Here is a 24,673-nt window from a genome sequence, read left to right as displayed (position 1 = left end):
TAATTTAGAATATATAAAATTTAAACATACGCCAATTCTTTCTTAGTGTTCATTACACTTGCATTTCTTAAATGTGCATTTTCCGGCACCGTTAATTTATAGGGACGATTAAGCGCCTCCTGTGAAATTTTAAAATGGGTGGCCAGCTTGCGGATCACTTCTTTTGAAAGCCCTTTTTTATAGTTCAGGATATCCGAAATATATCCTTTGCTCATATTTAAAACGGGCACCAGGTCTTTGGCCTTAAGATCATGTTCTTTCATAAGAGATTGCAAAAGTTGTATAGGGTCTAAGTCTTCAAAAGTATTATGCACCTCATCCCATTTTTCAATAAGCAGGGTAAGCAATGCAATTTCATCTTTTGTATCCCTATCTTTATTGCCGGAAAACAACAATTGCTCCAATGCGTTACAATAATCCCGGTACTGGGCTTTACTAGTAATTACCTTATATTTTAATGCTGCCATAATTGCTTTTCTTTAATAATCGTTTCTTGTGTATTGTTCATCATTTGCACATAACTTATCATACTGTGCATGCGTGCCAATCCAGCAAATGAATAAATGCATTTGTTTATCTCCAAAAGCATATTTGCCAATCATCCTGTATTTATTACCGCCAATATCAAATACCACTCTGTTGCTGCCATTGCCCAGCAAATCAGCACTGGGAAATGTGGCTGAAATATCCGCCGGACTGTCCCAATCTCCATACTTTACTTTTATAAGCCATTCTGCAAATGAGGCCCTGCTTTGTGCATTGTGTCTTACAAAATCCTCTATGGTTTCTTTTCTTATCAGGTGAACTTTCATAGCAAAATTACGTTTTTTTATTTAAAAGTTCACATTTAGAGAACTTTTAAATATTGCAAGCTAACTGGTTGAAAATAATAACACTACTAAAATACTTAGTTTTATTAAAAACGGATAGTGCAAGTTATACACAGGTCGTTAAAACTTTTGATTCCACCACTTGAACAAAAAACGGTTCTTTTAAAGCAAAGCATCATTTAACAGGTAGCTGGTGCTTCTTCCTCCTGCAGGCTCTTTCACCAACAGTTGCCGGTTTATCAGGTCCTGGATATCCCGTATAGCTGTGTCTTGGGAGGTTTTGGCAATCTTTGCCCATTTGGAGGAGGTGAGCTTACCGGCAAACCCATCCAGCAATTTATTCAGCATCAGCTTTTGCCGGTCGTTTAAAGTATGCGTAGCCGGCTGTTTCCAAAAGGCAGCCTTCTTCATTACCCCGGCTAGCGTAGTGCCTGCTGCCTCTATGGATCGTTCCAAGCAGCCCAGGAACCAATGGATCCATGGGGTTATATCCATCCGGCCTTTTTGGGTTGCCTCCAGTATATCATAATAGGCTTTACGCTCAGCCCGGATCTGGGTAGACATGCTGTAAAACCGCTGGCGCGTTTCATCTGCACGGGCCAGCTGCATATCTGTTATAGCCCGGGCGATACGGCCATTACCATCATCAAACGGGTGTATCGTCACAAACCATAAATGGGCAATAGCAGCCCTTAATACCGGGTCTGTTTTATCCGGAGCATTAAACCAATCCAGGAAAGCTTTCATTTCAGCCGGAACCTGGTCTGCATCCGGTGCCTGGAAATGCACGGTCTCCCGTCCCATAGGGCCGGATACAACCTGCATAGGATCATCAGGCAGGTTATCCCGCCATTGGCCGGTTACGATCCGGTGCATACCACTGCGCCCTGCCGGAAACAAAGAAGCCTGCCAGCCAAAAAGACGGTCTTCAATAAGTAACACCTGATATTGCTGGGTAGCATCCAGCATCATTTCCACAACGCCCTCCACGTTACGATCGGCAGGAACTAAACCGGCTATATCCATTCCCAAATGCCGGGCTACAGAAGAGCGGACTTGTTCGGCATCTAATAGCTCACCCTCTATTTCACTGGATTTGAGCACATCCAAAGTAAGGGTTTGCAAGGTAGCTTCCTCCCGCAGGTTAAACCCCAGGTTTTCCATTCGCCCCAATAGCCGGCCCTGTTGATGACGTACGCCTGCCAGCAAGGAAGCTATTTCTTCCGTGTTCCATTGAAAATGAGGCCATTGGGTTAATTGATAGATATACATTCTACGCATTTTATGCAATGAATATATCAAATATTCTCCGCATTAGCAATTTTTATACGCAAAAAACGCGAAGAATAGTACTGTTGTTCTTCGCACACACTCTCAGTATAATATGAATCTTCATCAATGGCTCGCTGCTTTCTGTATTTTCCTGGCTTCAGATTGAAGCCCCTTGGGCTTGTTTTATAATGCAATAGACCTATAGCCGGTAGCCTCTTTTTTTCTTTTTTCTAATGTTCCGGTAGTATTCCCGCTCTATTTGTGATGTAGCATAGTCCTCTGGTGATGGATATTGTACTTTATATAAATCGGCTACCAGATCGGCGGCATTTTCTGCTGCATGTTTTATCGATTGTATAAATGTGCTAATAAAATCGCTTTCCTGCGGATTTCTCTTGTATGGTGAAAAAGGCACGGTAAGTCGCCAGATACTTGAGCGCCCGTTTTCCGGGCTTTCTTTCTTTCCTTCTGACCGGGTCTGAGTGATGTATGGAGATTGGTTTTTCTGCAATATTTTCTCAATGGTACTTAAAGAAAGCCCCATATCGCTGCCTTTTATTTTAACGCCGTCTTTATCAACAAAAGAAATACCCCGGCCTTTAATAATTTCAAAACCTTGCTCCCTTACTTTCTGCTGAAAGCTTTCCATAGTTTTTGATGAATGCAATATTTGCCGTAACTGTGCTTTAATATGATCCCTTCGCTGGTCATTCCTGGGTAGTAATTGCTGGTCTTTTGATAAAAAACGCCGGGGGCTTAATACCTGTTGCAGCTTAAATTTTTGCTCCATTTTCCGGCAGAATTCCGCCATGCGCTTATAACTGTTGCTGTCCGACACATTGGTTTTGCCGCTATAACCAATCCGGTTGGCCACAATATGAATATGCTGGTGCAGGGTGTCCTTATGTTCTACCGCTAAGAATTGGTTATCTGCAAAACCAAATTCCTTTGCACAATCCTGGGCAATCTGGATGAGTTGTGACCTTGACAAATGCTCTCCGGGTGCCATACTCAAGACTAAATGGAAAACTGGTTTGGATTGCTTTGGGTTCAATTTCCGCACTTCGCGGAACTGCTGCGCCAGTTCTTTCCTGTTGCCAAAACATTTATTGAAGAGTAAAATCTCTGCCCGGTTTTCTATAATGGTCTGATCTGGATCTTCCTTCATTTTTTTGTCTTCAAGGCAATAGCCGATACACCCACTAAAACCTTTTCCAGTAATAACCTTACCGATCATCTCAATCTGTTTTTAATTGCCTCTGCCAACTCCTTTAGTTGTTCAGCCAGTTGCCTTAATTCTGTGCGCTCAAAAGCGTTAAATGCCTGGGCGGCGTTGTTTTTATAGGCCAGTGAATTAACATTAGCTGCCAGGTGATTCAACTGCCCGGTGAACTCCAAAACGGCTGCGGGCAACGCTTTCTGCCGGGTGTCAATATGACTGTTAAAAGTCGCCTCCCGTAAAAATTCTGAAACAGTGAGCTGTACTTGTTTGGCTTTTGCTTCAATTATTTCCCGCTCCAGTGCGGTACAAGCCACCCGCAAACGGTAGCTGCGTTTAACTGATTTCTTTGGCCTACCGCCTTTGTTTTTTTCATTTGGTGTATTCATTAATATTAATTTTAGAAGGTGACAACCGCACTTTGCGCCCCCATGAATGCCGCCCCAAAGCGGCATGAATGGGCCAGCTGTTCGAAGTGGGCGAGGTTACGAGCCCACGAGAACATAGCTGGCTCCCGAAAAATCATTATTCATAATTGGATCAAACAGGCTTAGATCCGTAGGATTAAACGCGAATGATCTTAATTAAATGTGTTGAAGCCCATCCAGACCTATTGCTGGTGCATCAACGCTTATATACTGTGAAAGGAAATTGAGCTACGCTTATCTATGGGCGTTTTATAGTTCATTGATCCTTGGCTGTTTTTTGTCGGTTGAACTGGGTTTGGAAAAAGGAAATGCCTCCGCTTTATTATTTACAGGTTCCACCTGAGCATGAGCTGTTATTGATCTGCTTTGAATTTTTTCCTTATCCTTCTTCCGTTGCTGTTGCAGCGCAGAGTTAAGGCTACTCAGATTTATTTTCTCCAGGGGAACGTCTAATTCCCCTGCAAGCCACCGGCGAAAGCGGGCAGGCGTTTCCAGGAATGCCATTTGTTCCCGGTACATTTCCAATATTTTCCGGTACACACCATACCCATTATCCAGCAAATCTTTTCTTATGAATTCTTTGTACATACGTTTAGCTATTTAATTCGCTTTCTGGGTTTCTTTTCGATGGTGCGAATACCCGACTTGTCAATTACCTTTTGCACTGCTTCGTAATGCTCCTTGTACCAAATAAGAGCTTGCTGGGTTTCCAGCTGCTTTTTATCGTTGTTTAGGCTGGTGAAGTAAACAAGCATCGCCGCTATTACCACAAGGCAAAGGCCCAATCCCCACTGGCCCATGCCGTGCCAGAATGCCTGCCACCGGGGATGATGCTGGTCTACCTGTAACGCTTTCTTTGATTGCTGTACTTCCGTTACTATTTCCCCCTGCGTCTTTTTCATCACTACAAACTGGGTCTTCATTTCCAGGAGCAGAACAACAAGAATAGTAAGGGCAGTTTCATCCAGCTCAACGCCATACTTAAGTGCAATCTGCAACCGGAGTTTCTTTAAATCAATCGGGGACTCTGGCATGATCAAATTTTTGATAATTCTTTCAGCATTTTTATCTTTTCAATAAACTGGAAAGCTTCCATTCCTTTGCCTTCGCTGATCTTCTGAAGAATGCTCCGGTGCGGAGCTGTGGTGATATCAAAGTCTCCATATAATTTAACAACGCTTACATTGTTTTCTTTCGCTGCGCTAAAAGCTATTAGCTCCTTTATCAGCCCGGGTGTTCCCGCAAAACTGCTTTCATTGATATACAGGTTCACTTCAAAAAGACCTCTATTCAGTAAAACGATTTTTTGGAGGTAATGCGTGCAAGGTTCATAGGCGCTGCCCCCGGCAATAACGACATTGAAAATAAATTGAGCATTCAATTCATCCTGCACGTCTTTAAATTCTTCAATAGTATAATCTTTATAAAACAAAGAGGGGAGCTGATCACTCTCCGGAGCGCCGAAATCCAGGTAAAAGCAGTCGTAATCCTTCTGTGACAGTTCGTATAAATTTTCAAACAACAGCTGACGATCCAGTTTCTCCCGGCTGTCCAGCAGGCTCATTGTTGCAAACCGGGAGGGTATTTTTCCCTGGAGAAACCGCAGCTGTTGAAGGCTGGATTTTACAGAGCTATCAAAATCTACAAAATAACATCGGTCATTACTTTGCTCTTTTAAGGCTTGCAGATATGTGAGCATTGATTTGCCAGCGCCACCCTTGGCCTGGATATTAAATTGAAATTGCTGCATTTTTTAATTTTTTGATTATAAAATTCATGTTGGGTAAAGGAATAAAATCAAATTCCCCGGCCTCTTGTCTGTCTTTGTTGTTCCTGCTGTCCGGCTCCGGCTATCAGCCAGGCATTCAGGTCGTCGAGGGACTTGTATAGATCACTTGCATCCGTATATTTTGCCGACCCCATTTCCTGATTCCAGGAAAGTGCCTTTTGGGTGCTTTGTCTGCCAGATAGGTCCCTGTCCAAGAACAGGAATATTTTATTATGCTGCTCCATCAGGGAGCGGCTTTTTTCAAAAAAGGCAAGGGAATTAAGTACCAGGCAATTTGTGAACCCTGAACTGGTTTGAGGGCGGATTACCGCAAACGACAAAAAATTAAAGAAGCCCTCAAATACGTAAAGATCATTTTTGCCATTGTCAAAAAAGGTAATGTCCTTCGGCGCAGCGCTGCCTTTAAAATGAGCGTTCCGTAATTCATATCCGCCTGCATTATTAGGGAACCCAATGGCATAAAATTTTTTATTACCCAGGTCATACTGTATCTCCTTGCAATAGGCCTGCGCAATGGATAACGGTATTTTTCGTTGTTCCAGATAACTGATAAGTGCAGGGGACTGTATAGGGCCGGTTGTCACAATCTTGATCTTTTTCTTTTCATCGGGAGATGGCGTAGCGCTGAACAGTGGAAAGGCCTGTAAGGAGCCCCGGTGAAAAGAAAGAAACTGTTCTAATTTGTCCAATGCCTCCGGCATACTGCAATCGTGATACAACATACACAAGTCAATCACACTGCCGCCTTTTCCAAGCCCATGATCGTACCACAGGTTTTTTTGCCGATCTACCTTAAAGGATGGCGTATTTTCATTTCTACCGGGCAGCGGTGACAGATACCAATACTGTTGATTGCGACTCATTTTTTTGTCCGGGTGATGGCCCAGGGAAGCCAGGTAGTCTAAAAGATCGATTTGCTTAACAGTTTCCCAGTTATTACTTGTCATATTTTTAGCGCTTTTATTATTAAAAAAGGGGAATCGAGGGATGTTAATTGTGAGAAAATCCCAAACGGTAGCTACATACGGAAGCCTCTTTTCCTTTCGGGTGGATCGTTTCGGAAACGATTTTGCTTCATGGCAGGGAAGATCTTTTGAGTAAATTCGAGTGCCTCTTGCAGTCGCTGTTTGGTTGCTTCCCAATTGAATGGCAAATAGGATAGCTGTATTTCATCATTTAAATTGACGCCAGATGTATCTGTTAGGGCCATGCGTGCCACAGCCGCCCTGGAATGCGGAGAATATTTTTCTTCGTATGCGGCATACATTTCTGCCAGCGGCATTTTCTCCAGCAAAAAACAGATATCTACAAAATCTTTTAATCGGCTTCCACTTCGAACGATAGCGTGAAGTTTCATTGCAGCAATATCTGATAGTGACATTATTCTAATGCCGTCTATTTGATTATGGGGAGATACTTCAGGATAAGGATGGGTAATAAGATCTAGTTTGACCTGGTCAATAAAACAAATCAGGCTACTTTCCCGCGGTTTCACTTCCTCTGCACGGTATACTGATTTTAGGTGATTAGCGATTAAGGCTGCATCAAATGAATCGAAAGCAAATAAATCGATATCAACCGACAAGCGGTGGCCAATCGTAAGCGCAAGTGCCGTACCGCCTACCAACAAAAAATCATTAAGTTGGGGATCGGCCATCAGCCGTTTGATTAAAGCCAGGGTATTTTCTGAGACAGTTTGCGTTTGTAACATAGCATGTCCTCTTTATTCAGGTTAAAGAATAAAGAAGCTTCATCTATGCACTCATCTGGCAAAAAGGTGATGCGTTCCTTCAGGAAATTAATAATGGTGTCTTTACTATAATAGCGGACAAGTTCATCCCAGTGTTTGGCAGACCCGCGTTCAAGCACCCGTTGTATTACAGTGCTGGCGTTTGCCATCCAGTCGATCCTGTCGTAATTAAATTCCCAAAAAAACATACGCGGAAAATCCGGTTTAGGAGCAGATACGATCGCTTTTTTTTCGATATAAACTGCTTCATCTTCAAAAACGGTTTTCCCAAAAGCAAGAGCATCCGTCAGTACTGACAAGTCATATCTCGGGTAGCTGGCTGCAAAAACTTCCAAGCTGTCGAAAATTTCGACATGATTTTTTTGTTGCTTCCAGCGTACAAGGTACACTTCCTTTTTACTAATGCTGCTGTTGCTCATTTCCGATACATCCAAATTTACTCAAATTAGTGGATAAAGCCTCTTTTTGAATTGTCTTGTGAATTGAAAAGTTGATTATCAGGCAGTGTTGCCTAAATTCCTTAAGGTGGAGCGACATCTGGTTGCAACAATTGCTGTATGTCGTTCCAAAGGAAGTATACCCTCGTGCGGATTTTGTAGGGCTTTAACTTTCCATGTTTGATCCAGTCGTAAATAGTAGGCTTGGTAACCTGGAATAGATGACAAACCTCACTAATTTTATAGAGTGGTTTGTAGGTCAGCCCAGAGGTGTTATAACTGGTAGCTGGTGGGGGGCGTTTTTCTAACTGTCCGATTTCCTCGCGTATCAATACGCGTAATGTCTGCCAGAACTGTTCCGGGTCAACGGGGAACAGCATTGGTGTTGCAGACTGCACACCATTTCCATTGTTTTTCATTTTAACTGATTTAATCAGCTAAAGTGATTTTATGGAAAGTGGAATATGGGCTAAGTATACTTGTTTCTAGCTAAAAAGTGCTTTTCTGATGCTTTTCTTACAATTATTAGGGTCGCAGGAATTTTTGTTCTAATTCCTTTAACAATTTTATGCCTTCTGAGAACTGCATTGTTTCTAAGATCGTAAAGGCCTCATTAAAATTTTTGCCTACCTCAACGCGGCCCCGAGGGTCCAGTTTTTCACGTTTTTCCTTTTTGAATACCAGATCAAGGTCAGTTCTCATACTTTTAGTAGCTACCCCAAAGATTCTGGAGAGCAGGACGGCGCATTTATCATTAGGAGAAAGGTAGTTTACCTTGCCTGCTTTGTCAAATACATAGAAAAGAAGAAGCAATGTTCTGTTGTCAGGCTGATCTTGTTTGCATTTTGCCATCCAGGCACGTTCTTCATTTTGATAGGTAGCTATTACGGTTTCCAGATTAGGGAGAAATTCGCGATTAAAAATGGGCAGATAAAGAAGCGGGAATAAAGGGATGCTTACGACAATAGCAGCTAATACAGAAGTTGAGAAATAAGCAACATTTGGCTGGCTGTTAAAAAATGAAGTAATGAACGTTGCAAGCCCTAATAATAGTAAGAAATGGATGGTTGCATTGCCCCAATAATCTGTTATTAACATTCGGCGGGTAGCCCTGGCCGGCCATGTTTCACGGATATCTAACCGTTGTTGATGAGTTTTGTAAAATGATTTGGAAATGTGATCGTAATCTACAGGACGTTCGAATGCGAAAATAGAAAGTACCTTCTTCATAATCTTTTAGTGTTTTTAGGTAAAATAATAATATGATTAGCAGCATAAATTTACTGAAATATGAAATCAAATCCAAGAGCCTGTTTCCTACACTTTATTTAAAGGCGGTCTGGTGGTACAAACCGATTAAAACCAGTAAAAAATGCACGGTTAAAAAAAGATTAAATGAAAAGTAGCGTAACTTTATAATGTCAACGTTAAGCGTTATAAAGTGTGGTAAGATTTGTGAAATTTAGCTCTTGGAAGTAGACTAAAAGTAGACCAGAAAAGAATCTATATTGATAATCAGCGAAATATGGGCGAGTGACTTATCCCGTCCGGTCCGCAAAAAGGTCCACTTTCATAAGTGGACCTTTTTGAATATATGGCTTTCTATGTTTACATCATCCGGAGTGTTGTTGACAACACTTACTACAATGGGTCTACGCAGCACCCTGTTGCCCATTTGCAGTTACATAATCAGGGACAGAGTTTATATACAAAAAGTAAAGTCCCATGGATATGGATATACGTGGAAGAACTCCCTTCAAAAAGAGATATGCTCATTCGCGAAAAGAAGCTGAAACGAGGCAATGCCGCTTATTTTCATCAGCTCATCAACGGTTGGCCAGACACCCACTCATCTGGTCAACCAGTTTGAAAACAGGGGTGTTAAAATAATAGTCGGTGAACAGCCCGTCCTTCATCAGTCAAACCTGAATGTAAATTCATTCCGGGCATCTTTTTTCCACGCAAAGGACTGTGAAGCAGGCGAAATTCCGAAGAGCGGTGAGAACGTTTTTACTTTCACCGTTTTACCGTCCGGGAAGAATTCAAGAATACGTAACCAGCCATCTCCCCCGTTTCCATAACGGTGGCCACCGCCCATTGACTGTGCATCAAACAGCAGCTGATGCACCGTTTTACCGGCAGCATTCTTGTCCTTCCGGTATCCTTCTCCTGAAATATGACCACACAACACCAGCTCAATATTAGAAGAGGGTTGCACCGTTTTTTCCCAGATGTGCTGACCATTATTAGCATCCGGCAATTTGATGCGTGGTGACTTCTGGATCATATTATTTACGTTATACGGTTCCCACCAGATCCAGTTCACCTCACCGGTGGTACGTTTATCCTTTGTATTTAAAAATTCATGTGTGGCCAGAATCACCCGGTGATCCTGGTATTGCGAAAGCGCTGTTACATTTTTCGCCCATGTGAGCACTGTATCCCTTGGACCATCCTCCACGGTCATGAACAGATAATCTTTACCATTCAATCCCTTTATTTCATACGCCGCATTTTCCAGCGTGGGCTGTCCCTGTGCATTCCGGGTATTCTGAACCAGTAATTTCTGGTTCAAATGATTCTTTTCAGGAACAAAGAACTGGCTGTATTGTGAGGTGCGGTTACCCTGCCGGTCGATACTATAATCATGATTACCCGTTGCTGCGATATACGGCACTTTCCCATCCAGTTTCCCAAAAGCCCTGGAAACATATTCCCACTGGCTTTTCGAGGTCTGGTCGCCATCGTAATCATTCGTGATCTTTCCATCATTTTCCACCAGGTCACCTACCCCCATTACCATCTTTATATTGAGGGTATCAATATTATCTATAATCCATGCCATCATAAGATCTATCAATGGCTGATTCCGCTGCCACTTTACATAATTCTGCAGGTCGGGCACCATGATCAGTGACCAGGACCCCTTCTGCTCCAATGCAGGTTTCTGATAATTACCCTGAGAAAACGCAGGCGTTGTACCCAGCAGGCACCAAAGCAGGCCACCCAATATTCTTTTTTTCATTATATCAATTTTTATTCAATGACAAAATCAGTCTGCATAAAAAAATGATCACTGGGATATTTCCCGTTGATACTATCTTTAATGATCTCCGCATTTACCGGCTTTGCTTTTCCCCGGTACCAGATATAATCGATCCTGCCTTTGGAAGGACCTTTTTCATAAGCAGTGCCCTGAAATTCATGACCGGTAAAGCCCGCTTCTTTTTCTCCGTGGATCGTTTCATAACTTTCTTTCCAGCCTCCATTCCGTACCGGTTCGAACACGTTACTGTCAAATCTGCTATTAAAATCGCCGGTAAGCAGCTGGGTATATTCCGGCGGGTACTGCGCGCTTTCTGCCACCACCATCTTTGCCTGCCGGACTTTTGCTTCAGCAGAAATATGATCCAGGTGCAGGTTGATCATTCTTATTTCTTTCCCGGTTTTCTTCTCTCTGAGCCGCACCCAGTTCGCGTGCCTGGCCCGGGCGGTATCCCAGGACTTACTTCCTGCTACCAGCGGTGTTTCGGAAAGCCAGTAAGTGCCGCCTGTAAGCAATTCATACCGGTCTCTGGAAAAAAGTATCGGGTTCTTGGCGATACCGTAATAGCCTGTTGGATGAGGATCCATTTCCGGACCTTCAAAACCGAATAACTGGTAGGAAGACAAATAACTCCTGAGATCATCCGCCTGCACTTTTAACACTTCCTGCAAGCCAACAATATCCGGTCGTTGGTCTTTGATCATCTTCAGGCAAATTGCTTTCCGCACCGACCAGCCCATTCCTTTTGTTTCATCTTCATCAAGCGGTACACGGATGTTGCAGCTCATCACACGATGTGCTCCGACCTTGCCGGCTGAAATTCCTGCATCCTTGCTGAAAGCGGGCAACACAGGCAGCAATGCTGCAGCACCCATTCCTTTTAAAAAACGTCTTCTGCCAAATGACCTCATTTTCTGAATTGTTTAATTTATGATACCGGCACTTCCGGAGCAACACGCAGGTATGCCCCTTTACCAAGGAGCTCCTCCTGCAGTTTCTTTACATCAATAGCTGCCGGCTGTACACCTGCTCTTACAGCCATCTTTGCTGCACGGCCTGCGGCTTCGCCCATCGCCATACAAGGCGCCATTACACGGATGGCAGACATGGCTTCATGCGTTGTGGAAATGCAGCGTCCGGCCACAATAAGGTTTTTAATTTTTTGAGGGATCAATGAACGATAGGGAATGTCATAGCAATCGCCACACCATTCCAGCGTACAGCCACCTCCCTGTGGATGGTGTATATCCAACGGATAGCTGGCCACTGCTATTGCATCTTCAAAATGGCGGCAGCTCATAATGTCTTCCCGGGTCATGGTATAATGCCCCTGTATCCGTCTCGTTTCCCTGATGCCGATGAAAGGAGCCGTTTTCAGGAAATAGGCCTGCTCAAATCCCGGCACATATTGGATCAGGTATTGCTGAATGTCCTGTATCTGGTGCCGGCCCTCTATTTCTCCATAAGTAAGGCTGCCGGGATCCGTACCATTTACGCCGTTCACGCGCGTCATGTTCACCCACACCTCTCCCTTACGCAGACCGGTAATGAGAATAGTACGCTCCGTTGTCAATGTCAATCCCGCCTCCTGTGCTTTTTTTACCAGGTTCCGCATACCTACCAGTACAAACTGATTGTTCTGGCCGAAGTATTCAGCAGGAATAAAATCAGTTAAATAGGTCCTGGGTTCTTCGGCAACGCTTGTGCGCAATTTTTCTGTATCGACCCCACCCAGGCAAAACATCAGTGTCGGGGGCTGTACACCCCCCTGCTCATTCCCGTATTCACAGGGGACCCCTGCGCGATAAGCCACATCAGCATCGCCGCTGCAATCTATAACCGTTTTAGCCAATATTGCTTCACGTCCTGCTTTGCTTTCGATGATCACCCCTTTCAATGCATCGTCCTCCATCACCACTCCTGCACAGAACGCATAGAACAATACCTCCACTTTTCTTTCTACCAGCATTTGCAGGGCTACTGTTTTTACCGCTTCCGGTTCCACCAGCGTCAGACTCATATGCAGAGGACAGGGCCGGTGCTCGCTGGAGGCCTGTACCGCTTTTAACCGGTCAATCAATTGCTGCGGGAGACCTTTAATGATCTGGTTACCCTTCTGACCAAGAAACCCCAGTATGGGAAGCCCAATCGTCATATTACCCCCAACAAAGCTGCGGCTTTCGATGAGCATTACATTTAATCCATCCTCGGCGGCCGCCAGGGCAGCCATAATTCCTGAAGGTCCTCCGCCAATCACCAGTACATCAGTTTCCTTTCGCACTGCAATTTCCCTGGTCGGTTCTGTAATTGTTTTTGACATATTATTTTTTATTTACTGTTTACTGCCACACCTGATGGTTTTTCAGGTCGCACCATTGTCCAAAGGATCAATACTGCCAACGGGTGTAAAAAAGCCATGGCAAAGAATATTTTTCCGGCACCCAGTGTGCCGATGAACTGTCCCACAAAATAATTAAACAATACTGCACCCAGCGCACCAAATCCGCCTGCAATGCCCAGCACACTTGCTACATTTTTTACCGGGAAGGCTTCGGCCACCACTACACTGATCGTAAACAACCAGCTCAGGCACGCAATCGCTACAATGCTGAATACAATCAATGTAGACCATGCCCCGCCCAGGTAAGGTGTCAGCGCGCACAAAGGACTCAGAATCGCAACGCGGGTAAGCATCCGTTTTCTGGCCCTTAATGGAGGGCAACCCTTTCTTACCATTTTATCAGACCATGCAGAGGTCCCGATAGCGCCCAGGTCGGCAAACAAAAACGGTATCCAGCCGATCATTCCCACCTGCGCCAATGTAAACCCTGACGATTCCTGTAAATAACCCGGCAGCCAGAAAAGACAGAAATACCATACGGGATCGCTGACGAAACGTATTAATAAAATCCCCCACAAACTACGGGTTCCCCATAACTGCTTCCATTTAAAAGACTCAGTCGTTGTTTCTCCAACGGACGAAGCCGTGGCTTCCTTCAGGATATGTGCCGGGGGATTTCGATAAATCAGTTTCCATAATACAGCAATAAATACCCCGATCGCACCCATGGTAATAAAAGCGATCTGCCAGCTATAGGTGAGGGACAGCCATGCAATGACTGGTGGTGCAATAATGGCTCCTATGGAACTGCCTGCCACACAAAGGCTATTGGCGGTAGCACGCAGTTTACCGGGAAACCACACTGCAATTACTTTTAACTGCGCGGGAAAATTAGTAGGCTCGGCCATTCCAAGTAACCCGCGGAAAAAACCGAACTGGCCAATAGTCCTGGACAAACCGCCGCCAATACAGGCCAGGGACCAGGTAATAATTCCATAGAACATTATCATACGCGCGCCAAACCGGTCAACCAGCCAACCCGTAACCGGATACATTATTGCGTAACAAATCGTAAAAATATTCAGGATCATTGCATAGCCGCTGTCATCGAGCCCAAATTCCGACTTAAGCACCGGTTTTAGTATTGATACGATCTGCCGGTCTACATAGTTAAACACTATGGCCAGAAAAATAATGGCGATAATAAACCAACGCCTTCTTTCAGGGCTAAGGAATCTTTTCATCCGATAGAATTATTATTAGCGCTATAGAATATTTTATGCCGTTTAAAATACATTAATATCCCGGGTTTTGCGTCAATTGTTTGTTGGCATCCATTTCAGATTTCGGAACCGGCCACAATTCATCCTTATTCTCTTTATAGACCACTTCCTGGGCCGTAAAATATTTAATAGCCTCCGTACGATTATAGATGGGTGTATAGTTCTCGTCAAATCCGGTCAGCACCTCTTTGGTCCAGGCCTTGGCATCCCTGTTCAGGTAGATATAACCATTCATTACTTTATTGGCGATACCCCAGCGACGCAGGTCATACCATCTCAAGCCATCATTAGCGAGCTCCACCTTGCGTTCATAACGCAAAGCCGTACGCAGTTTTGCCTGCGATAAGCCGGTGGGTAAATCGGGCATTTGTGCACGGTGGCGGATCCGGTTGATGGCATCATATACCGTATTATCCAATTCATTCGCTTCGATCTTTGCCTCTGCGTAGATCAGCAACAGTTCCGCAAAACGGAAGATACCCACATTCAGATCCGACACACCACTGACAGAAGTACTCGCATAATCAGCCAGATCTATTGGCTTACGCCAAAGATAACCACTGAAAGACCTGTAGGCATTTGTTGCATCGGTATTGGTTACGTTAGAGGGCGTAGCAGCCTGACCAGTTATGACCGGCCAGTAATTCTTCACAGTAGCAAAACTGGTAGCCGGCTCAAACTGGTAACCTACATAACGTGCATGCGGGCGGGCACAATACATATCCAGTCTCGGATCCCGATACTCAAATGGCTTGGAGGCGTCGTACAGACGAGATTCGGTAATCGGCAATCCATCGGTACATTGAAACGTATTGATCAGGTCCTGTGTTGGACCCCAGTAACAAACGCCCTTGCCCAAACGGGAGGCTGAATAATATTGCTGGTTATGTGTATTTCCTGGAATCGTCTGATTATACTCAGCCACCCATATCCACTCTTTGCTGGTTTTAAAGCCTGCGTGCCCAAAGATATTTGACAAATCAGGCTCACCAGCCGTATGGTCTTTGCCGGCATAACTGATAGAGCTGTTAAAATCAGTCAGGTCATATACACCGGAAGAAAGCGTTAAAGCGGTATTGGCAGCTGCAGCAGCTTCTGTATATTTTTTCGCATACAAAGCAATTCTTGCTTTCAGCATATATGCCGCCACGCGGGAAGCTCTTACATTTCCATATTGCGCCTGCGATACCGGCAATTTGTCTGCTATTTCAGTTAACTCATCCAGCAGGAATTGTTCAATCTCGGCCTTTGGCGTTCTGGGCACATTCGCATTATTAAGATCAACAGCATGCTTCAACAGCGGTACCGCTCCATATAATTCGATCAGCTGTGAGTAACAATAAGCGCGGACAAAGCGCAGTTCCGCATCCAGCTGATTGTAGCCGTCATCTGACATGGAACTCTTAATGCGTTCCAGGTTATCGAGCACGGTATGGCAACGTGCGATTGTCTGATAATGTACCTGCCAGGGTTTGTTGGCCAAAGCATTATCAGTGGTAACAGCACTGGTGATCGGCGATGTGTAGTTTGTACCAGGTCTGGCGTACCCAATATCCGTTATATTATCCATTACATGCCACATCGGGGTACTGGCGGCATCCAGTTTGCTTATATTCTGATAAGCTCCGAATAATCCCATTTCCGCTTCTTTAGCATTAGCAGGAAAGGTACCCGTAGAAGGGCCATTGAGTGATTCAAGATCCGGCCTGCATGCGTTCAGTGTAAAAATTGATCCCGCGATTATAATTGCAACCCTGGTTATCGTATTAAAGCGTTTCATTTTTTTAGAATTTAATGTCAATACCAAATGTGTAAATTTTAACCTGGGGATAGTAATTGCCTCCGCCCAACGACACTCCGTCTGCGGCATTCGCATTAAAGTTGATTTCAGGATCATACCCCTGGTAAAATTTCGTTTTTGTCAAAATGTTTTGCCCGTTTACATAAACAAATGCTTTTTGAATGCCCAGCCTTTTCGTAAATGCTGCCGGTATTTCATATCCCAGCTGGATATTCTTCAGACGCATATAGGCTGCGCTTCTCATCCATAAGGTAGAGTTTTGCGTATTATTGGTAGATGTAATGGATACGCGCGGCAGGGAGGCATCCGTATTATCCGGTGTCCAGTAATCCAGTTGCCAGGGTTTGATAGCACTGGAGTTAGCCGCCGGAATTACATAATGCGCATTCAGATAGCCGTCTACTTTACCTACGCCCTGTAAAAAAGTGCTCAGCCGTATCCCTCTCCAACCCAGATCCAGATTGGTACCATAGGTATAACGGGGGATCGTGCTTCCGATGATCACCTTGTCCGCATCTGTGATTTTTCCGTCGGGTATTGATTTTCCGTTTTCATCAAACGCACCGGCAATATCCCGGTACCGGACATCACCGGGTTTTAATGTACCTATTTGTACAGGTCCTTTGTCAATTTCGTCCTGTGACTGGTAAAGCCCGTCTGCTATATACCCGTAAATAGAGTTGATTGCGTATCCCTCCTGCTGCCGTAAAAGATCACCTGAAGTTTGTCCCTTCATATCAAGAATCTTATTCCTGACGTCAGACAGATTAACCCCCACTCCCAGGCGGAAATCGCCAAACTGATCATCGTACCTTGCAGCTACTTCCCAACCTTTATTGCTTACTACCGCAGCATTCTGATAGGGAGGTGCCAATCCGGTAAGTTGCGAAGTATTCAGTTTAAGCAGAATACCGTCTGTTGTCTTATCATACCAGTCGAATGTAAGGGACAGTTTGTTGAACAGAGTGGCATCTACTCCAACGCCTTTCATAACGGTTTCTTCCCAGCGGAGGTCCGGGTTGGAAAGTGTGGTTTGTGTGATCATCTGGTAAATGTTCCCGCCCATAGAAACACTACCCAGTGATAAAGCTTCCGCAAAAGGGTAATAGGAAGAACCGATATTCTGGTTCCCCAGCTTACCCCAGGAGCCCCTGATCTTAAGCATATTTACCACCGGGCTGATCTTGCTCCAGAAACGTTCTTTGGAAATCACCCACCCTGCGGAGAATGAAGGAAATGTAGCCCAGCGATTGGCACCAATGAAGCGGGAAGTGCCATCGTATCTTAAATTAGCTTCAAACAGGTACCTGGATTTAAAATCATAATTGAACCGGCCAAACCCGGATATCAGTATCCACTGACTCTGTGTACCATTATTATCTTTTGTAGCATTATCTGCACCGGCAGTCAGCTGTTCATAATTATCATAAACGAAGTCCCTCCTGTAGCCCGACAGGTATTTTTCATCATAGGTTTCCCGGGAGGTACCGGCCATTAACTTAAAATCATGATCCCCGAAACTTTTTTGCGCCGTGGCCTGGAACTGGTAGGTACCGTAAAAATATCTGTAAGCAGACTCTGTAAGTTCGGTGTAGGTATTCGCCGCTCCTGCTTCTGACCCATCCTCATAGTAGGTCATTACGCTTTTCCTGAAAAGATGAACATTAGAGGTCAGGTAGCGGGGTGCAAACATTCCTGAAAGGGACAACCAGTCCACCGGCTTGTAGTTCAGATTAAGATTTCCATAAAACTCCAGGTTATTTGCCTTCCGGTTGCCGCCATCTTCAATAAAACCAACCGGGTTAATTTTTACCCAGCCATCAGACCACTGATCACCATAACGGATAGGGATATTGGTGGGCATCCTGCCCAGGTAATTCCAGATCGTTCCTTCATCGGCGATCTGCTTTCTGTTTTTATTGGTCACCGCAATATCCGCCTTGATATTAAACTTTTCATTGGGAGTTATATCCAGGTTATTGCGAAAAATATAACGTTTAAAATTGGTATTCTTGATAATCCCTTCCTGGTCTGTATAGCTCAGCGAGGGCGTTACTCGTATAATACCGCTGTTAGCCGCTAAAGAGATAAAATGATTCTGTTCCAGCCCGCTGCCATTCAATATGGCACCCTGCCAATCGTAATTTTTCGGGTTTGCCTCGTATTGTTGCCTGAACTGCTCTATATCCTTGTCGCTATAGATTGTCGTGCCATTATCATTCATGCTGGCATCATTGAATACACGCATATAGGTCAACCCGTCTGTCACTTTGGGAATTGCTGTTGGTGTTTGTTTACCAATAAAGCCCTTATAATTCACCGACAGCTTGTCTTTTGCCCTTTTAGTAGTGATCAATATAACACCATTGGCAGCCCTGGAACCATAAATGGCTGAAGAAGCAGCATCTTTCAATACAGATATAGATTCGATCAGGTTCACATCCACATCATCAATTGAGCCTGCCACTCCATCAATAATTACCAGCGGGTTGCTACTGGACCCTCCAAAGGAATTGATCCCCCTGATCCGGATCTGTGCACCGTCCCCTCCGGGAGCACCCGTCTGAGAGGTAACGGTTACACCGGGAGCCAGTCCCTGCAGCGCATTAGAAGCAGAAGTATTAGGACGTCTTTCGATCTGGGCACTGCTGATAACAGAAACAGAACCGGTAAGATTGGCTTTTTTCTGTGTACCATAACCTACCACCACAACTTCATTTAAGCCGGTAACATCTTTTTGAAGGATTACATTTACCACTGCGGCACCGTTCAGGGGCATTTCTTTCTCCGCATAACCTACCATAGAGAAAACCAGCATATCTGTAAGATCAGGTACACTCAATGCATAATTACCTTCAGTATTACTGGTAGTACCTGATCCGGCCCTCTTCACGCTGATACTCACCCCTTCCAGGGGCTTATTATTTTCATCAGTAATTTTTCCGGTGATTTTTTTTGACTGTGCTGTGGCAGACAATGTCAGTAATAAGAGCCCAACCAGAATGAACAGCCAGCTACCGGTTAGTTTCGGAGAATTGCTTTGCTGCTGAACAACGGCAAAGCAGTAGTTTTTTTTCATAATGACCTGAGTTTTATTCCTTTCGATTTTTTATTTAATAGGCTGTTTTCAGTTTAATATACCAAGCAATCTTAAAAAGAAGTGATTCGAACATTCTGGAAAAACGATTTCTGTTATTTGTTCAAACCTGAGCAGCAGCCCTTAATTAAACCAAATATAATATAATTACACTTATTTAAACATTTATAAACTGAAAAAATAAATAAATTAATAGTTTATTAAACTTTTTTTAATCTAAAATTAATACTTTTAAATACTTGTGTTGTTCCCTAAGCATACAGGAAGAAAAGATCCTTTACAATCAGAACGAGCATTATTCATTTTCTTAAACGATTCAGTATGAAAAAGAGCTCGTTTTCACAAATCCAGTTCACCGCCAATCTGTTCAGCAGCTTATTTTGACTATCCTGTTCGGCCTGTTGCCGTTCCTGTTCATCGGATGCAGGAAGGAGTTTAAACCAGCCACCGGAGTGATTCCTGATAGGCAATTCATAAAAGGGATGGTTTCATTAACCGATTTTTCTCCTATTGCCTCATTTAAGGTCAAATACCAGGTTCTTTTACTATGATATTAACGGAGATGGTAAATGCATTGCAGGTACTGGATGAGATCTCCTGCAATTTGTTATTTCTTGGTATTGACGGCATTGATCTCGAGTAGGGAGTGCCCATTTCCAACATTCCCGAGGCCGCCCTTATTCGTAAAATGATTGAAGCTTCGCAAACATTAATCCTGCTTGCAGACAGCACCAAGTTCAATAAAAGAGGGCTTGGGAAAATCTGCAATCTTGACCAGGTGGAATATATTGTAACCGATAAGAACGTGTCTGAAGAAACATTGACTGCGCTACAGGAAAAAGGAATTAAAGTCATTATCGCCTGACGTGCAGCAGGTTCCTAATCCATAGTTGACCAGCCGGTACAGGATTTTACCAACGTAAAGAAAAAGCTTGTATTGCTATTGTTTAAAAGAGTCCGGCAGTTACCGGTCAGACTGTTTCCGGTTCAAAATTTCTTTTTTCTTTTTCAACACCTTCTCAGCTTCCGGAAGATGCCGGAAATACTCCTTCAGCGTCCATTCCATGTTCTGGGATTCCTTTAAATATTTCGCCAGCGGAGGAAGACCGATCTCTTTTCGCCAGGTATCTGTTCTATAAGGATCGATAAGCGGGTACATAATGGTTCTGTTATCCATCGTAACCATTAATTGTGTGCCGTATTTCTGTTTTTCTCCTTTGTCCGTCGAGATGCGGTCGGTAAAATAACCCAGGTATCGGGGTTCAAGCTTATTATCCTTCACTGCGTTTGTTACCGTTTCCAGGTATTTCTCATGGGTGGACAGGTCTGCATGGTGAAGCACTGCCCATACCGTTTTAGAGCCCTCTGTGCCCACTGCTTGGGGGTCGGGCCAGCCATCTTTTCTATGATGTTTATGATCGCATTTAAATTAGCAGAATCCGAATGATGCATTTTTTTAAATATGGCCTTTAAGCGCACTGAGTCAATTTCTTTTGCGTCGAGCAGTGGAATAAGTTGCTGCCGGTACCGCTGGTCCTCATAATCGACCTCCGCCAGTTCGCCGGCAAGAGCGGCATTCCAGGTATCTTTAGCATTGCTTTTAGGACCAGCATCATGCTGACAGGCAGCCGCAAAGACCAGAAGCAGAACCGGGATATATACCATTACTATTGCTGCTCTCATAAAGGTCTTTCTTATAAAATTAATCAATTCCGGATAAAGGAGCAGCCCCGCGGATCTTCGGTTTTATTACTACAGTTCCTTTATCCGGATATTCCGCAGCCGCAGTTCGGAATCATGGCCCAAAAATGCGATATAGCCTTTTTCATACAGCAAACGGGGATCCTTTGCCAACGCAGCCACCGGCAGTGCTTTGATATCGGTGTCCAGGATGGTTTCCCCGTTCAGCACAATTGTAATACGGAACCCGCGCACCCGCACTTCCTGGGTATTCCATTCCCCAACGGGCTTTAATCCCTTCCGCCTTGCAGGAACATAGCCGTAAAGCGAACCATGGTACTGATACGGCTTAAGATTTTTGTATACCGGAGCATCGTTATCCAGGATCTGCAATTCTATACCATCATACCCTTTTGTGCCGTCTACTAATTTATGACGTATACCCAAACCATTATTGGCGGCCGGTGTTAGTAAAAATTCAAACCGGAGGATAAAATCGCGGTATTCCTTCCCGGTGTACAGATTGCCGTACCCCTTTGTCTTTTTTACAATCGCTCCTTCACTCACATAGTACTGGTTGTTCTTATCGATCCAGTTTGATAAAGAGTATCCGTCGAATAATAACTGATAGCCCTCTTTTTTTTCCTGCGGGGATAAGCTATTGCTGACATCGCCCCCTGTTGCACGGCTGGGTTTAGGCGAACAGCTGAAGAAAAAAAGAACAACAGGAATTAGCAGAAAGTTTTGTCTCATAAAATAGTTTTAAAAAATGTAAGAGTAAATGGCTGCCGCCTGTAATATCTCCGGAGGGATACGGCAGGCCTTTTTGCCGGTCACTATGTTCCCATCCGCTGCCTCATTGTCTCGTAAAGGATCATCCCGGCAGCCACCGAAACATTCAGACTTTCGAACTCGTGTTGCATGGGAATGGAAATGGCAGTATCGCATATTTTCAGCAATGCCGGGTAAATCCCCTTCTCTTCACTTCCCATTACAATTGCAGCTGGTATGCTGAAATCGGCTGTTGCAACCGGTACCGAACCCTTCATTTCAGCAGCAAATACCGTAATACCATTTAAATGAAGTTCATCAACTGCCTTCATCAGACTGTTCACCCGGCAAACCGGGATCTTCTCCAACGCACCTGCAGAGGTAAGGATCGCATCTTCGTTTAATGCCCCCACCCCCTTATCCGGGATGATAATGGCATGAATACCGCAGCACCAGGCCGTGCGGGCAATACCGCCGATATTGCGTATATCGGTGATGCCGTCCAGGATCAGGAACAAAGGCACCTGGCCGCTTTCTGTCACAAAAGAGATCACATCCTGCAGGTTCTGATACGTGATACGGGACTTTTGGGCAATAACGCCTTCATGATCGCCTACATTGAAATAGTCCAGCTTCACCCTGGGAACATAATTCACCGGCACCTGGCTGGCGGTGGCCAGTCGCCGGATCTCCCCCAGCAGCGGATCTTTGGCCTGCTGATCTACATAGATCCGGTCAAAGGAATTACCATCCTGCAGCGCCTGACGTACGGCCTCCCTGCCATAGACAAGACTGGACTTTCTGGGACGTTGTTGTTTTTTTCTGAAATCTTTCACACCGCAAAGAAAAGGAAACCCACGTTAAAATTTAAATCCGCCTGATTTTTCATCCCATTCAATGATCCATTGAAGGAACCGGACGGCAAGAATGACCAGGAGCACCAGGAAAATTCCGGTAATGATCAGTATCATTAGAATAACCGAACGGGCGCTCCCCCTGTGTTTTCCTTCGGTGTAATGCTCCGTAAGTAGTTTCAGGTTACGGGTGTTTGCCTTATAAGCAAAATCAAAGATCCATCCGAGCACAGGAATGGCCCCTACAAATGCATCCAGTGTGGCATTGACCACCATTTTTGCCACCAGTTTCCCCGAGGCACCATGCTGGGCCATAGTGATGATCAACCCGATCGACATCAGGTAGCCACCCACATCGCCGAGTACCGGTATAAAATTCAGAATCGGATCCAGGCCAAATTTAAACCCACCAATGGAGAACTGTTCATCCATCAGCCTGCTGATCCTCCTCACCGTTCTCAAACGGGGATCTGCAGACGGGTCCGCTGTTGTCAATTGCCGGTTTTTATACTTCATCGTTTCAATATAAGATACCCTGGCAGCAGGCGGCTGATTTTTCACTTACACCAGGCGGGTTCCTTTGTGCTGCATCAGTGCCGCCTTTTGAAATGCCGCCACAGAGATAGCATCCGTGATCAGTCCGTCTTCTACCATGGCAAAAGCAGTTTCCAGGGGAAGTTTCCGGATCGTAAGCTGTTCGGTCTCCTCCGGCTGAGGGCTTTTCTGTATCAGTCCTGTCGCCAGGTATACAATGGCCAGTTCGTCAGAAACGGAATTGGACAAATGCATCCGCAACAGTTCCTTCCAGTGCAGCGCTTCCAGCCCGGCCTCTTCCAGCAATTCCCTCCTGGCACTTTCAAGCGGATCCGTTCCTTCCGGGCAGCCACCTTCGGGAATTTCCCAGGTATACACATCAATCGCAAAACGGTATTGTCCGATCAGGTAGGTATTCAACTGCTCGTCTAATACAAGGACCCCGATTGCTATATTTTTAAAATGCACTTTTCCATAAATACCTTTGCCACCCCGCGGATTGATCACATCATAAGCCGTCACATTGATCCAGGGATTGTCATATACCTCCTGTTTTCCCAATATCTTCCATGGATTTACCGTCGTTGTCATTTATCAGTTTTTGAATGATAAAGTTAACAATTATTGTTCCACAATTTATTGTAACCTATGTGCCGGAAAAACACCGCAGCATCTCATTTTCAGCAACCGGCAGTCCCCGGCCGGTATTTCCATCGAAGAACCGTTCATCAAGAACTCCGGCTTATAACAATAATTCAGTTAGCTTTGCGTATTAAGAATAAGCAACTTAACACTTTAAAATAATGATTATGAAAAAATCCTTCTTTGCTGTGGGCACCGTGGCCCTCATGATCCTGGCCTCCTGCGGAAATAGCGCTTCGGACACAAAAACAACAGACTCCACGGGCATGGCACCGGTAGATACCGGTGCTTCAACATCCACCGCACCAGCGCCGGAAGGCACACAGGTGGCGGTTGCAAACCTGCAATTAACTGCCGACAGCACCAAGCACATTGGAACAGCCAAGTTCTACAAACTTACAGATGGAAAGATCCGGCTGGACCTTGAGATCGATCTGAAAGAGCGGGCAGACAGTAATGTGGCGGTACACTTTCATGAGCACGGCGATTGCGGCATGAAGGGAGAAAACTCACACGGGCACTGGAATCCTACAAAATCCAATCACGGTGAGTGGGGCTCTGCCGCCTTCCACTCCGGCGATATCGGCAATATCAAATTAGATGCTTCAGGGCATGCAACAAAAAGTGTAACGACTGATCTGTGGAGCGTGGATCCGGGCGAAAAAGAGATCATTGGCCGCGCCATTATCGTACATGGCGGTACCGATGATTATAAAACACAACCCACCGGCAACAGTGGTCCCCGCATCGGCTGCGGTGTTATCACAAAGCCCTGATACGATCGGTTTAAATTTTCTGAAAGGCTGCAATGGTGCAGCCTTTTTTATTCCCCTGCATCTTGATGCACGACCCGTCAGAACTGTAGCAGTTCGCCTGGTATTGGCGGGAATTGATTAACT

The 24,673-nt window shown here is 44.7% G+C and carries 28 protein-coding genes; 3 read left to right on the top strand and 25 right to left on the bottom strand.

Annotated elements, in window-relative coordinates:
- Positions 1 to 20 precede the first annotated feature (20 nt).
- The 13 genes from K7B07_RS21805 to K7B07_RS21745 all read right to left on the bottom strand — a co-directional run bounded on the left by K7B07_RS21805 (position 21) and on the right by K7B07_RS21745 (position 8,955).
- Positions 21 to 467: a helix-turn-helix domain-containing protein gene (locus K7B07_RS21805; RefSeq protein ID WP_223712662.1), complete on the bottom strand. Its 447-nt coding sequence runs from the start codon at positions 465 to 467 to the stop codon at positions 21 to 23.
- 12 nt (positions 468 to 479) lie between these two features.
- Positions 480 to 812: a type II toxin-antitoxin system HigB family toxin gene (locus K7B07_RS21800; RefSeq protein WP_223712661.1), complete on the bottom strand. Its 333-nt coding sequence runs from the start codon at positions 810 to 812 to the stop codon at positions 480 to 482.
- A gap of 180 nt (positions 813 to 992) precedes the next feature.
- A complete protein-coding gene (locus K7B07_RS21795) occupies positions 993 to 2,102 on the bottom strand; it encodes a Fic family protein (protein WP_223712660.1) in 1,110 nt (369 codons plus the stop codon).
- Between the two features lie 199 nt (positions 2,103 to 2,301).
- The gene (locus K7B07_RS21790; protein WP_420847751.1) at positions 2,302 to 3,270 is read right to left on the bottom strand and encodes a relaxase/mobilization nuclease domain-containing protein; all 969 of its coding nucleotides are present in this window, start codon (positions 3,268 to 3,270) and stop codon (positions 2,302 to 2,304) included.
- Between the two features lie 65 nt (positions 3,271 to 3,335).
- Complete coding sequence (locus K7B07_RS21785) at positions 3,336 to 3,776, bottom strand: plasmid mobilization protein (RefSeq protein ID WP_223712658.1); 441 nt, start codon at positions 3,774 to 3,776, stop codon at positions 3,336 to 3,338.
- A gap of 222 nt (positions 3,777 to 3,998) precedes the next feature.
- Positions 3,999 to 4,337, bottom strand: coding sequence for a hypothetical protein (locus K7B07_RS21780; protein WP_223712657.1), 339 nt, complete (start codon positions 4,335 to 4,337; stop codon positions 3,999 to 4,001).
- 8 nt (positions 4,338 to 4,345) lie between these two features.
- Positions 4,346 to 4,783 carry a hypothetical protein gene (locus K7B07_RS21775; protein ID WP_223712656.1) on the bottom strand — a complete coding sequence of 146 codons (438 nt, stop codon included), beginning with the start codon at positions 4,781 to 4,783 and terminating at the stop codon, positions 4,346 to 4,348.
- Positions 4,784 to 4,785: 2 nt separating this feature from the next.
- Positions 4,786 to 5,499, bottom strand: a complete 714-nt coding sequence (locus K7B07_RS21770; RefSeq protein WP_223712655.1) for a P-loop NTPase family protein — start codon at positions 5,497 to 5,499, stop codon at positions 4,786 to 4,788.
- A 47-nt stretch (positions 5,500 to 5,546) separates the two neighbouring features.
- Positions 5,547 to 6,485 (bottom strand): toprim domain-containing protein, encoded by a 939-nt coding sequence (locus K7B07_RS21765; protein WP_223712654.1) that lies wholly within the window; start codon positions 6,483 to 6,485, stop codon positions 5,547 to 5,549.
- A 71-nt stretch (positions 6,486 to 6,556) separates the two neighbouring features.
- Positions 6,557 to 7,249: a nucleotidyl transferase AbiEii/AbiGii toxin family protein gene (locus K7B07_RS21760; RefSeq protein WP_223712653.1), complete on the bottom strand. Its 693-nt coding sequence runs from the start codon at positions 7,247 to 7,249 to the stop codon at positions 6,557 to 6,559.
- Positions 7,207 to 7,707 carry a DUF6922 domain-containing protein gene (locus K7B07_RS21755; protein ID WP_223712652.1) on the bottom strand — a complete coding sequence of 167 codons (501 nt, stop codon included), beginning with the start codon at positions 7,705 to 7,707 and terminating at the stop codon, positions 7,207 to 7,209. The genes K7B07_RS21760 and K7B07_RS21755 overlap by 43 nt, the downstream gene beginning before the upstream one ends.
- A gap of 101 nt (positions 7,708 to 7,808) precedes the next feature.
- Positions 7,809 to 8,144, bottom strand: a complete 336-nt coding sequence (locus K7B07_RS21750) for a helix-turn-helix domain-containing protein (protein ID WP_223712651.1) — start codon at positions 8,142 to 8,144, stop codon at positions 7,809 to 7,811.
- 106 nt (positions 8,145 to 8,250) lie between these two features.
- Positions 8,251 to 8,955, bottom strand: a complete 705-nt coding sequence (locus K7B07_RS21745; RefSeq protein ID WP_223712650.1) for a hypothetical protein — start codon at positions 8,953 to 8,955, stop codon at positions 8,251 to 8,253.
- Between the two features lie 364 nt (positions 8,956 to 9,319).
- Between K7B07_RS21745 and K7B07_RS27920 the strand changes: the two genes are divergently transcribed.
- Complete coding sequence (locus K7B07_RS27920; RefSeq protein WP_223712649.1) at positions 9,320 to 9,595, top strand: GIY-YIG nuclease family protein; 276 nt, start codon at positions 9,320 to 9,322, stop codon at positions 9,593 to 9,595.
- 45 nt (positions 9,596 to 9,640) lie between these two features.
- Here K7B07_RS27920 and K7B07_RS21735 read toward each other — a convergent pair whose 3' ends face one another.
- From K7B07_RS21735 to K7B07_RS21710, 6 genes are read right to left on the bottom strand one after another with little or no spacing between them, the layout of a single operon-like run.
- Positions 9,641 to 10,750, bottom strand: coding sequence for a metallophosphoesterase family protein (locus K7B07_RS21735; RefSeq protein ID WP_223712648.1), 1,110 nt, complete (start codon positions 10,748 to 10,750; stop codon positions 9,641 to 9,643).
- Between the two features lie 11 nt (positions 10,751 to 10,761).
- Positions 10,762 to 11,682 carry an endonuclease/exonuclease/phosphatase family protein gene (locus K7B07_RS21730; protein WP_223712647.1) on the bottom strand — a complete coding sequence of 307 codons (921 nt, stop codon included), beginning with the start codon at positions 11,680 to 11,682 and terminating at the stop codon, positions 10,762 to 10,764.
- Between the two features lie 17 nt (positions 11,683 to 11,699).
- On the bottom strand, positions 11,700 to 13,091 hold the full coding sequence (locus K7B07_RS21725) for an FAD-dependent oxidoreductase (RefSeq protein WP_223712646.1): 1,392 nt from the start codon (positions 13,089 to 13,091) through the stop codon (positions 11,700 to 11,702).
- 8 nt (positions 13,092 to 13,099) lie between these two features.
- The gene (locus K7B07_RS21720; protein WP_223712645.1) at positions 13,100 to 14,356 is read right to left on the bottom strand and encodes an MFS transporter; all 1,257 of its coding nucleotides are present in this window, start codon (positions 14,354 to 14,356) and stop codon (positions 13,100 to 13,102) included.
- Positions 14,357 to 14,408: 52 nt separating this feature from the next.
- Positions 14,409 to 16,175 carry a RagB/SusD family nutrient uptake outer membrane protein gene (locus tag K7B07_RS21715; protein WP_223712644.1) on the bottom strand — a complete coding sequence of 589 codons (1,767 nt, stop codon included), beginning with the start codon at positions 16,173 to 16,175 and terminating at the stop codon, positions 14,409 to 14,411.
- A gap of 4 nt (positions 16,176 to 16,179) precedes the next feature.
- Positions 16,180 to 19,275, bottom strand: coding sequence for a SusC/RagA family TonB-linked outer membrane protein (locus K7B07_RS21710; protein WP_223712643.1), 3,096 nt, complete (start codon positions 19,273 to 19,275; stop codon positions 16,180 to 16,182).
- A gap of 664 nt (positions 19,276 to 19,939) precedes the next feature.
- Between K7B07_RS21710 and K7B07_RS21705 the strand changes: the two genes are divergently transcribed.
- Positions 19,940 to 20,158: a DeoR/GlpR family DNA-binding transcription regulator gene (locus tag K7B07_RS21705; RefSeq protein WP_223712642.1), complete on the top strand. Its 219-nt coding sequence runs from the start codon at positions 19,940 to 19,942 to the stop codon at positions 20,156 to 20,158.
- 99 nt (positions 20,159 to 20,257) lie between these two features.
- On the opposite strand, the gene K7B07_RS21700 is transcribed toward K7B07_RS21705, so the two are convergent.
- From K7B07_RS21700 to K7B07_RS21675, 6 genes are all read right to left on the bottom strand, one after another.
- Positions 20,258 to 20,635: a DUF6624 domain-containing protein gene (locus tag K7B07_RS21700; protein WP_338041363.1), complete on the bottom strand. Its 378-nt coding sequence runs from the start codon at positions 20,633 to 20,635 to the stop codon at positions 20,258 to 20,260.
- The gene (locus tag K7B07_RS21695) at positions 20,584 to 20,976 is read right to left on the bottom strand and encodes a hypothetical protein (RefSeq protein ID WP_223712640.1); all 393 of its coding nucleotides are present in this window, start codon (positions 20,974 to 20,976) and stop codon (positions 20,584 to 20,586) included. The genes K7B07_RS21700 and K7B07_RS21695 overlap by 52 nt, the downstream gene beginning before the upstream one ends.
- Positions 20,977 to 21,045: 69 nt before the next feature.
- A complete protein-coding gene (locus K7B07_RS21690; RefSeq protein WP_223712639.1) occupies positions 21,046 to 21,726 on the bottom strand; it encodes a 3-keto-disaccharide hydrolase in 681 nt (226 codons plus the stop codon).
- An 83-nt stretch (positions 21,727 to 21,809) separates the two neighbouring features.
- Entirely contained in the window at positions 21,810 to 22,580 is a 771-nt protein-coding gene (rlmB, locus tag K7B07_RS21685; protein WP_223712638.1) for a 23S rRNA (guanosine(2251)-2'-O)-methyltransferase RlmB, read from the bottom strand.
- Positions 22,581 to 22,604: 24 nt separating this feature from the next.
- A complete protein-coding gene (locus tag K7B07_RS21680; RefSeq protein ID WP_223712637.1) occupies positions 22,605 to 23,114 on the bottom strand; it encodes a DUF4112 domain-containing protein in 510 nt (169 codons plus the stop codon).
- Positions 23,115 to 23,159: 45 nt separating this feature from the next.
- A complete protein-coding gene (locus K7B07_RS21675; RefSeq protein ID WP_223712636.1) occupies positions 23,160 to 23,723 on the bottom strand; it encodes an NUDIX domain-containing protein in 564 nt (187 codons plus the stop codon).
- A 218-nt stretch (positions 23,724 to 23,941) separates the two neighbouring features.
- Between K7B07_RS21675 and K7B07_RS21670 the strand changes: the two genes are divergently transcribed.
- Entirely contained in the window at positions 23,942 to 24,550 is a 609-nt protein-coding gene (locus K7B07_RS21670) for a superoxide dismutase family protein (protein ID WP_223712635.1), read from the top strand.
- Positions 24,551 to 24,673 lie beyond the last annotated feature (123 nt).

This window comes from Niabella beijingensis, assembly GCF_020034665.1.
In the GTDB taxonomy this organism is placed as follows: domain Bacteria; phylum Bacteroidota; class Bacteroidia; order Chitinophagales; family Chitinophagaceae; genus Niabella; species Niabella beijingensis.
This window is presented reverse-complemented; position numbering and strand designations above follow the sequence as displayed.

Excerpts from the sequence above, each read along its gene's own strand:
- K7B07_RS21805 (WP_223712662.1), bottom strand. The coding sequence starts at position 467 with ATGGCAGCATTAAAATATAAGGTAATTACTAGTAAAGCCCAGTACCGG.
- K7B07_RS21800 (WP_223712661.1), bottom strand. The coding sequence starts at position 812 with ATGAAAGTTCACCTGATAAGAAAAGAAACCATAGAGGATTTTGTAAGA.
- K7B07_RS21795 (WP_223712660.1), bottom strand. The coding sequence starts at position 2,102 with ATGTATATCTATCAATTAACCCAATGGCCTCATTTTCAATGGAACACG.
- K7B07_RS21790 (WP_420847751.1), bottom strand. The coding sequence starts at position 3,270 with ATGAAGGAAGATCCAGATCAGACCATTATAGAAAACCGGGCAGAGATT.
- K7B07_RS21785 (WP_223712658.1), bottom strand. The coding sequence starts at position 3,776 with ATGCCGCTTTGGGGCGGCATTCATGGGGGCGCAAAGTGCGGTTGTCAC.
- K7B07_RS21780 (WP_223712657.1), bottom strand. The coding sequence starts at position 4,337 with ATGTACAAAGAATTCATAAGAAAAGATTTGCTGGATAATGGGTATGGT.
- K7B07_RS21775 (WP_223712656.1), bottom strand. The coding sequence starts at position 4,783 with ATGCCAGAGTCCCCGATTGATTTAAAGAAACTCCGGTTGCAGATTGCA.
- K7B07_RS21770 (WP_223712655.1), bottom strand. The coding sequence starts at position 5,499 with ATGCAGCAATTTCAATTTAATATCCAGGCCAAGGGTGGCGCTGGCAAA.
- K7B07_RS21765 (WP_223712654.1), bottom strand. The coding sequence starts at position 6,485 with ATGACAAGTAATAACTGGGAAACTGTTAAGCAAATCGATCTTTTAGAC.
- K7B07_RS21760 (WP_223712653.1), bottom strand. The coding sequence starts at position 7,249 with ATGTTACAAACGCAAACTGTCTCAGAAAATACCCTGGCTTTAATCAAA.
- K7B07_RS21755 (WP_223712652.1), bottom strand. The coding sequence starts at position 7,707 with ATGAGCAACAGCAGCATTAGTAAAAAGGAAGTGTACCTTGTACGCTGG.
- K7B07_RS21750 (WP_223712651.1), bottom strand. The coding sequence starts at position 8,144 with ATGAAAAACAATGGAAATGGTGTGCAGTCTGCAACACCAATGCTGTTC.
- K7B07_RS21745 (WP_223712650.1), bottom strand. The coding sequence starts at position 8,955 with ATGAAGAAGGTACTTTCTATTTTCGCATTCGAACGTCCTGTAGATTAC.
- K7B07_RS27920 (WP_223712649.1), top strand. The coding sequence starts at position 9,320 with ATGGCTTTCTATGTTTACATCATCCGGAGTGTTGTTGACAACACTTAC.
- K7B07_RS21735 (WP_223712648.1), bottom strand. The coding sequence starts at position 10,750 with ATGAAAAAAAGAATATTGGGTGGCCTGCTTTGGTGCCTGCTGGGTACA.
- K7B07_RS21730 (WP_223712647.1), bottom strand. The coding sequence starts at position 11,682 with ATGAGGTCATTTGGCAGAAGACGTTTTTTAAAAGGAATGGGTGCTGCA.
- K7B07_RS21725 (WP_223712646.1), bottom strand. The coding sequence starts at position 13,091 with ATGTCAAAAACAATTACAGAACCGACCAGGGAAATTGCAGTGCGAAAG.
- K7B07_RS21720 (WP_223712645.1), bottom strand. The coding sequence starts at position 14,356 with ATGAAAAGATTCCTTAGCCCTGAAAGAAGGCGTTGGTTTATTATCGCC.
- K7B07_RS21715 (WP_223712644.1), bottom strand. The coding sequence starts at position 16,175 with ATGAAACGCTTTAATACGATAACCAGGGTTGCAATTATAATCGCGGGA.
- K7B07_RS21710 (WP_223712643.1), bottom strand. The coding sequence starts at position 19,275 with ATGAAAAAAAACTACTGCTTTGCCGTTGTTCAGCAGCAAAGCAATTCT.
- K7B07_RS21695 (WP_223712640.1), bottom strand. The coding sequence starts at position 20,976 with ATGAGAGCAGCAATAGTAATGGTATATATCCCGGTTCTGCTTCTGGTC.
- K7B07_RS21690 (WP_223712639.1), bottom strand. The coding sequence starts at position 21,726 with ATGAGACAAAACTTTCTGCTAATTCCTGTTGTTCTTTTTTTCTTCAGC.
- K7B07_RS21680 (WP_223712637.1), bottom strand. The coding sequence starts at position 23,114 with ATGAAGTATAAAAACCGGCAATTGACAACAGCGGACCCGTCTGCAGAT.
- K7B07_RS21675 (WP_223712636.1), bottom strand. The coding sequence starts at position 23,723 with ATGACAACGACGGTAAATCCATGGAAGATATTGGGAAAACAGGAGGTA.
- K7B07_RS21670 (WP_223712635.1), top strand. The coding sequence starts at position 23,942 with ATGAAAAAATCCTTCTTTGCTGTGGGCACCGTGGCCCTCATGATCCTG.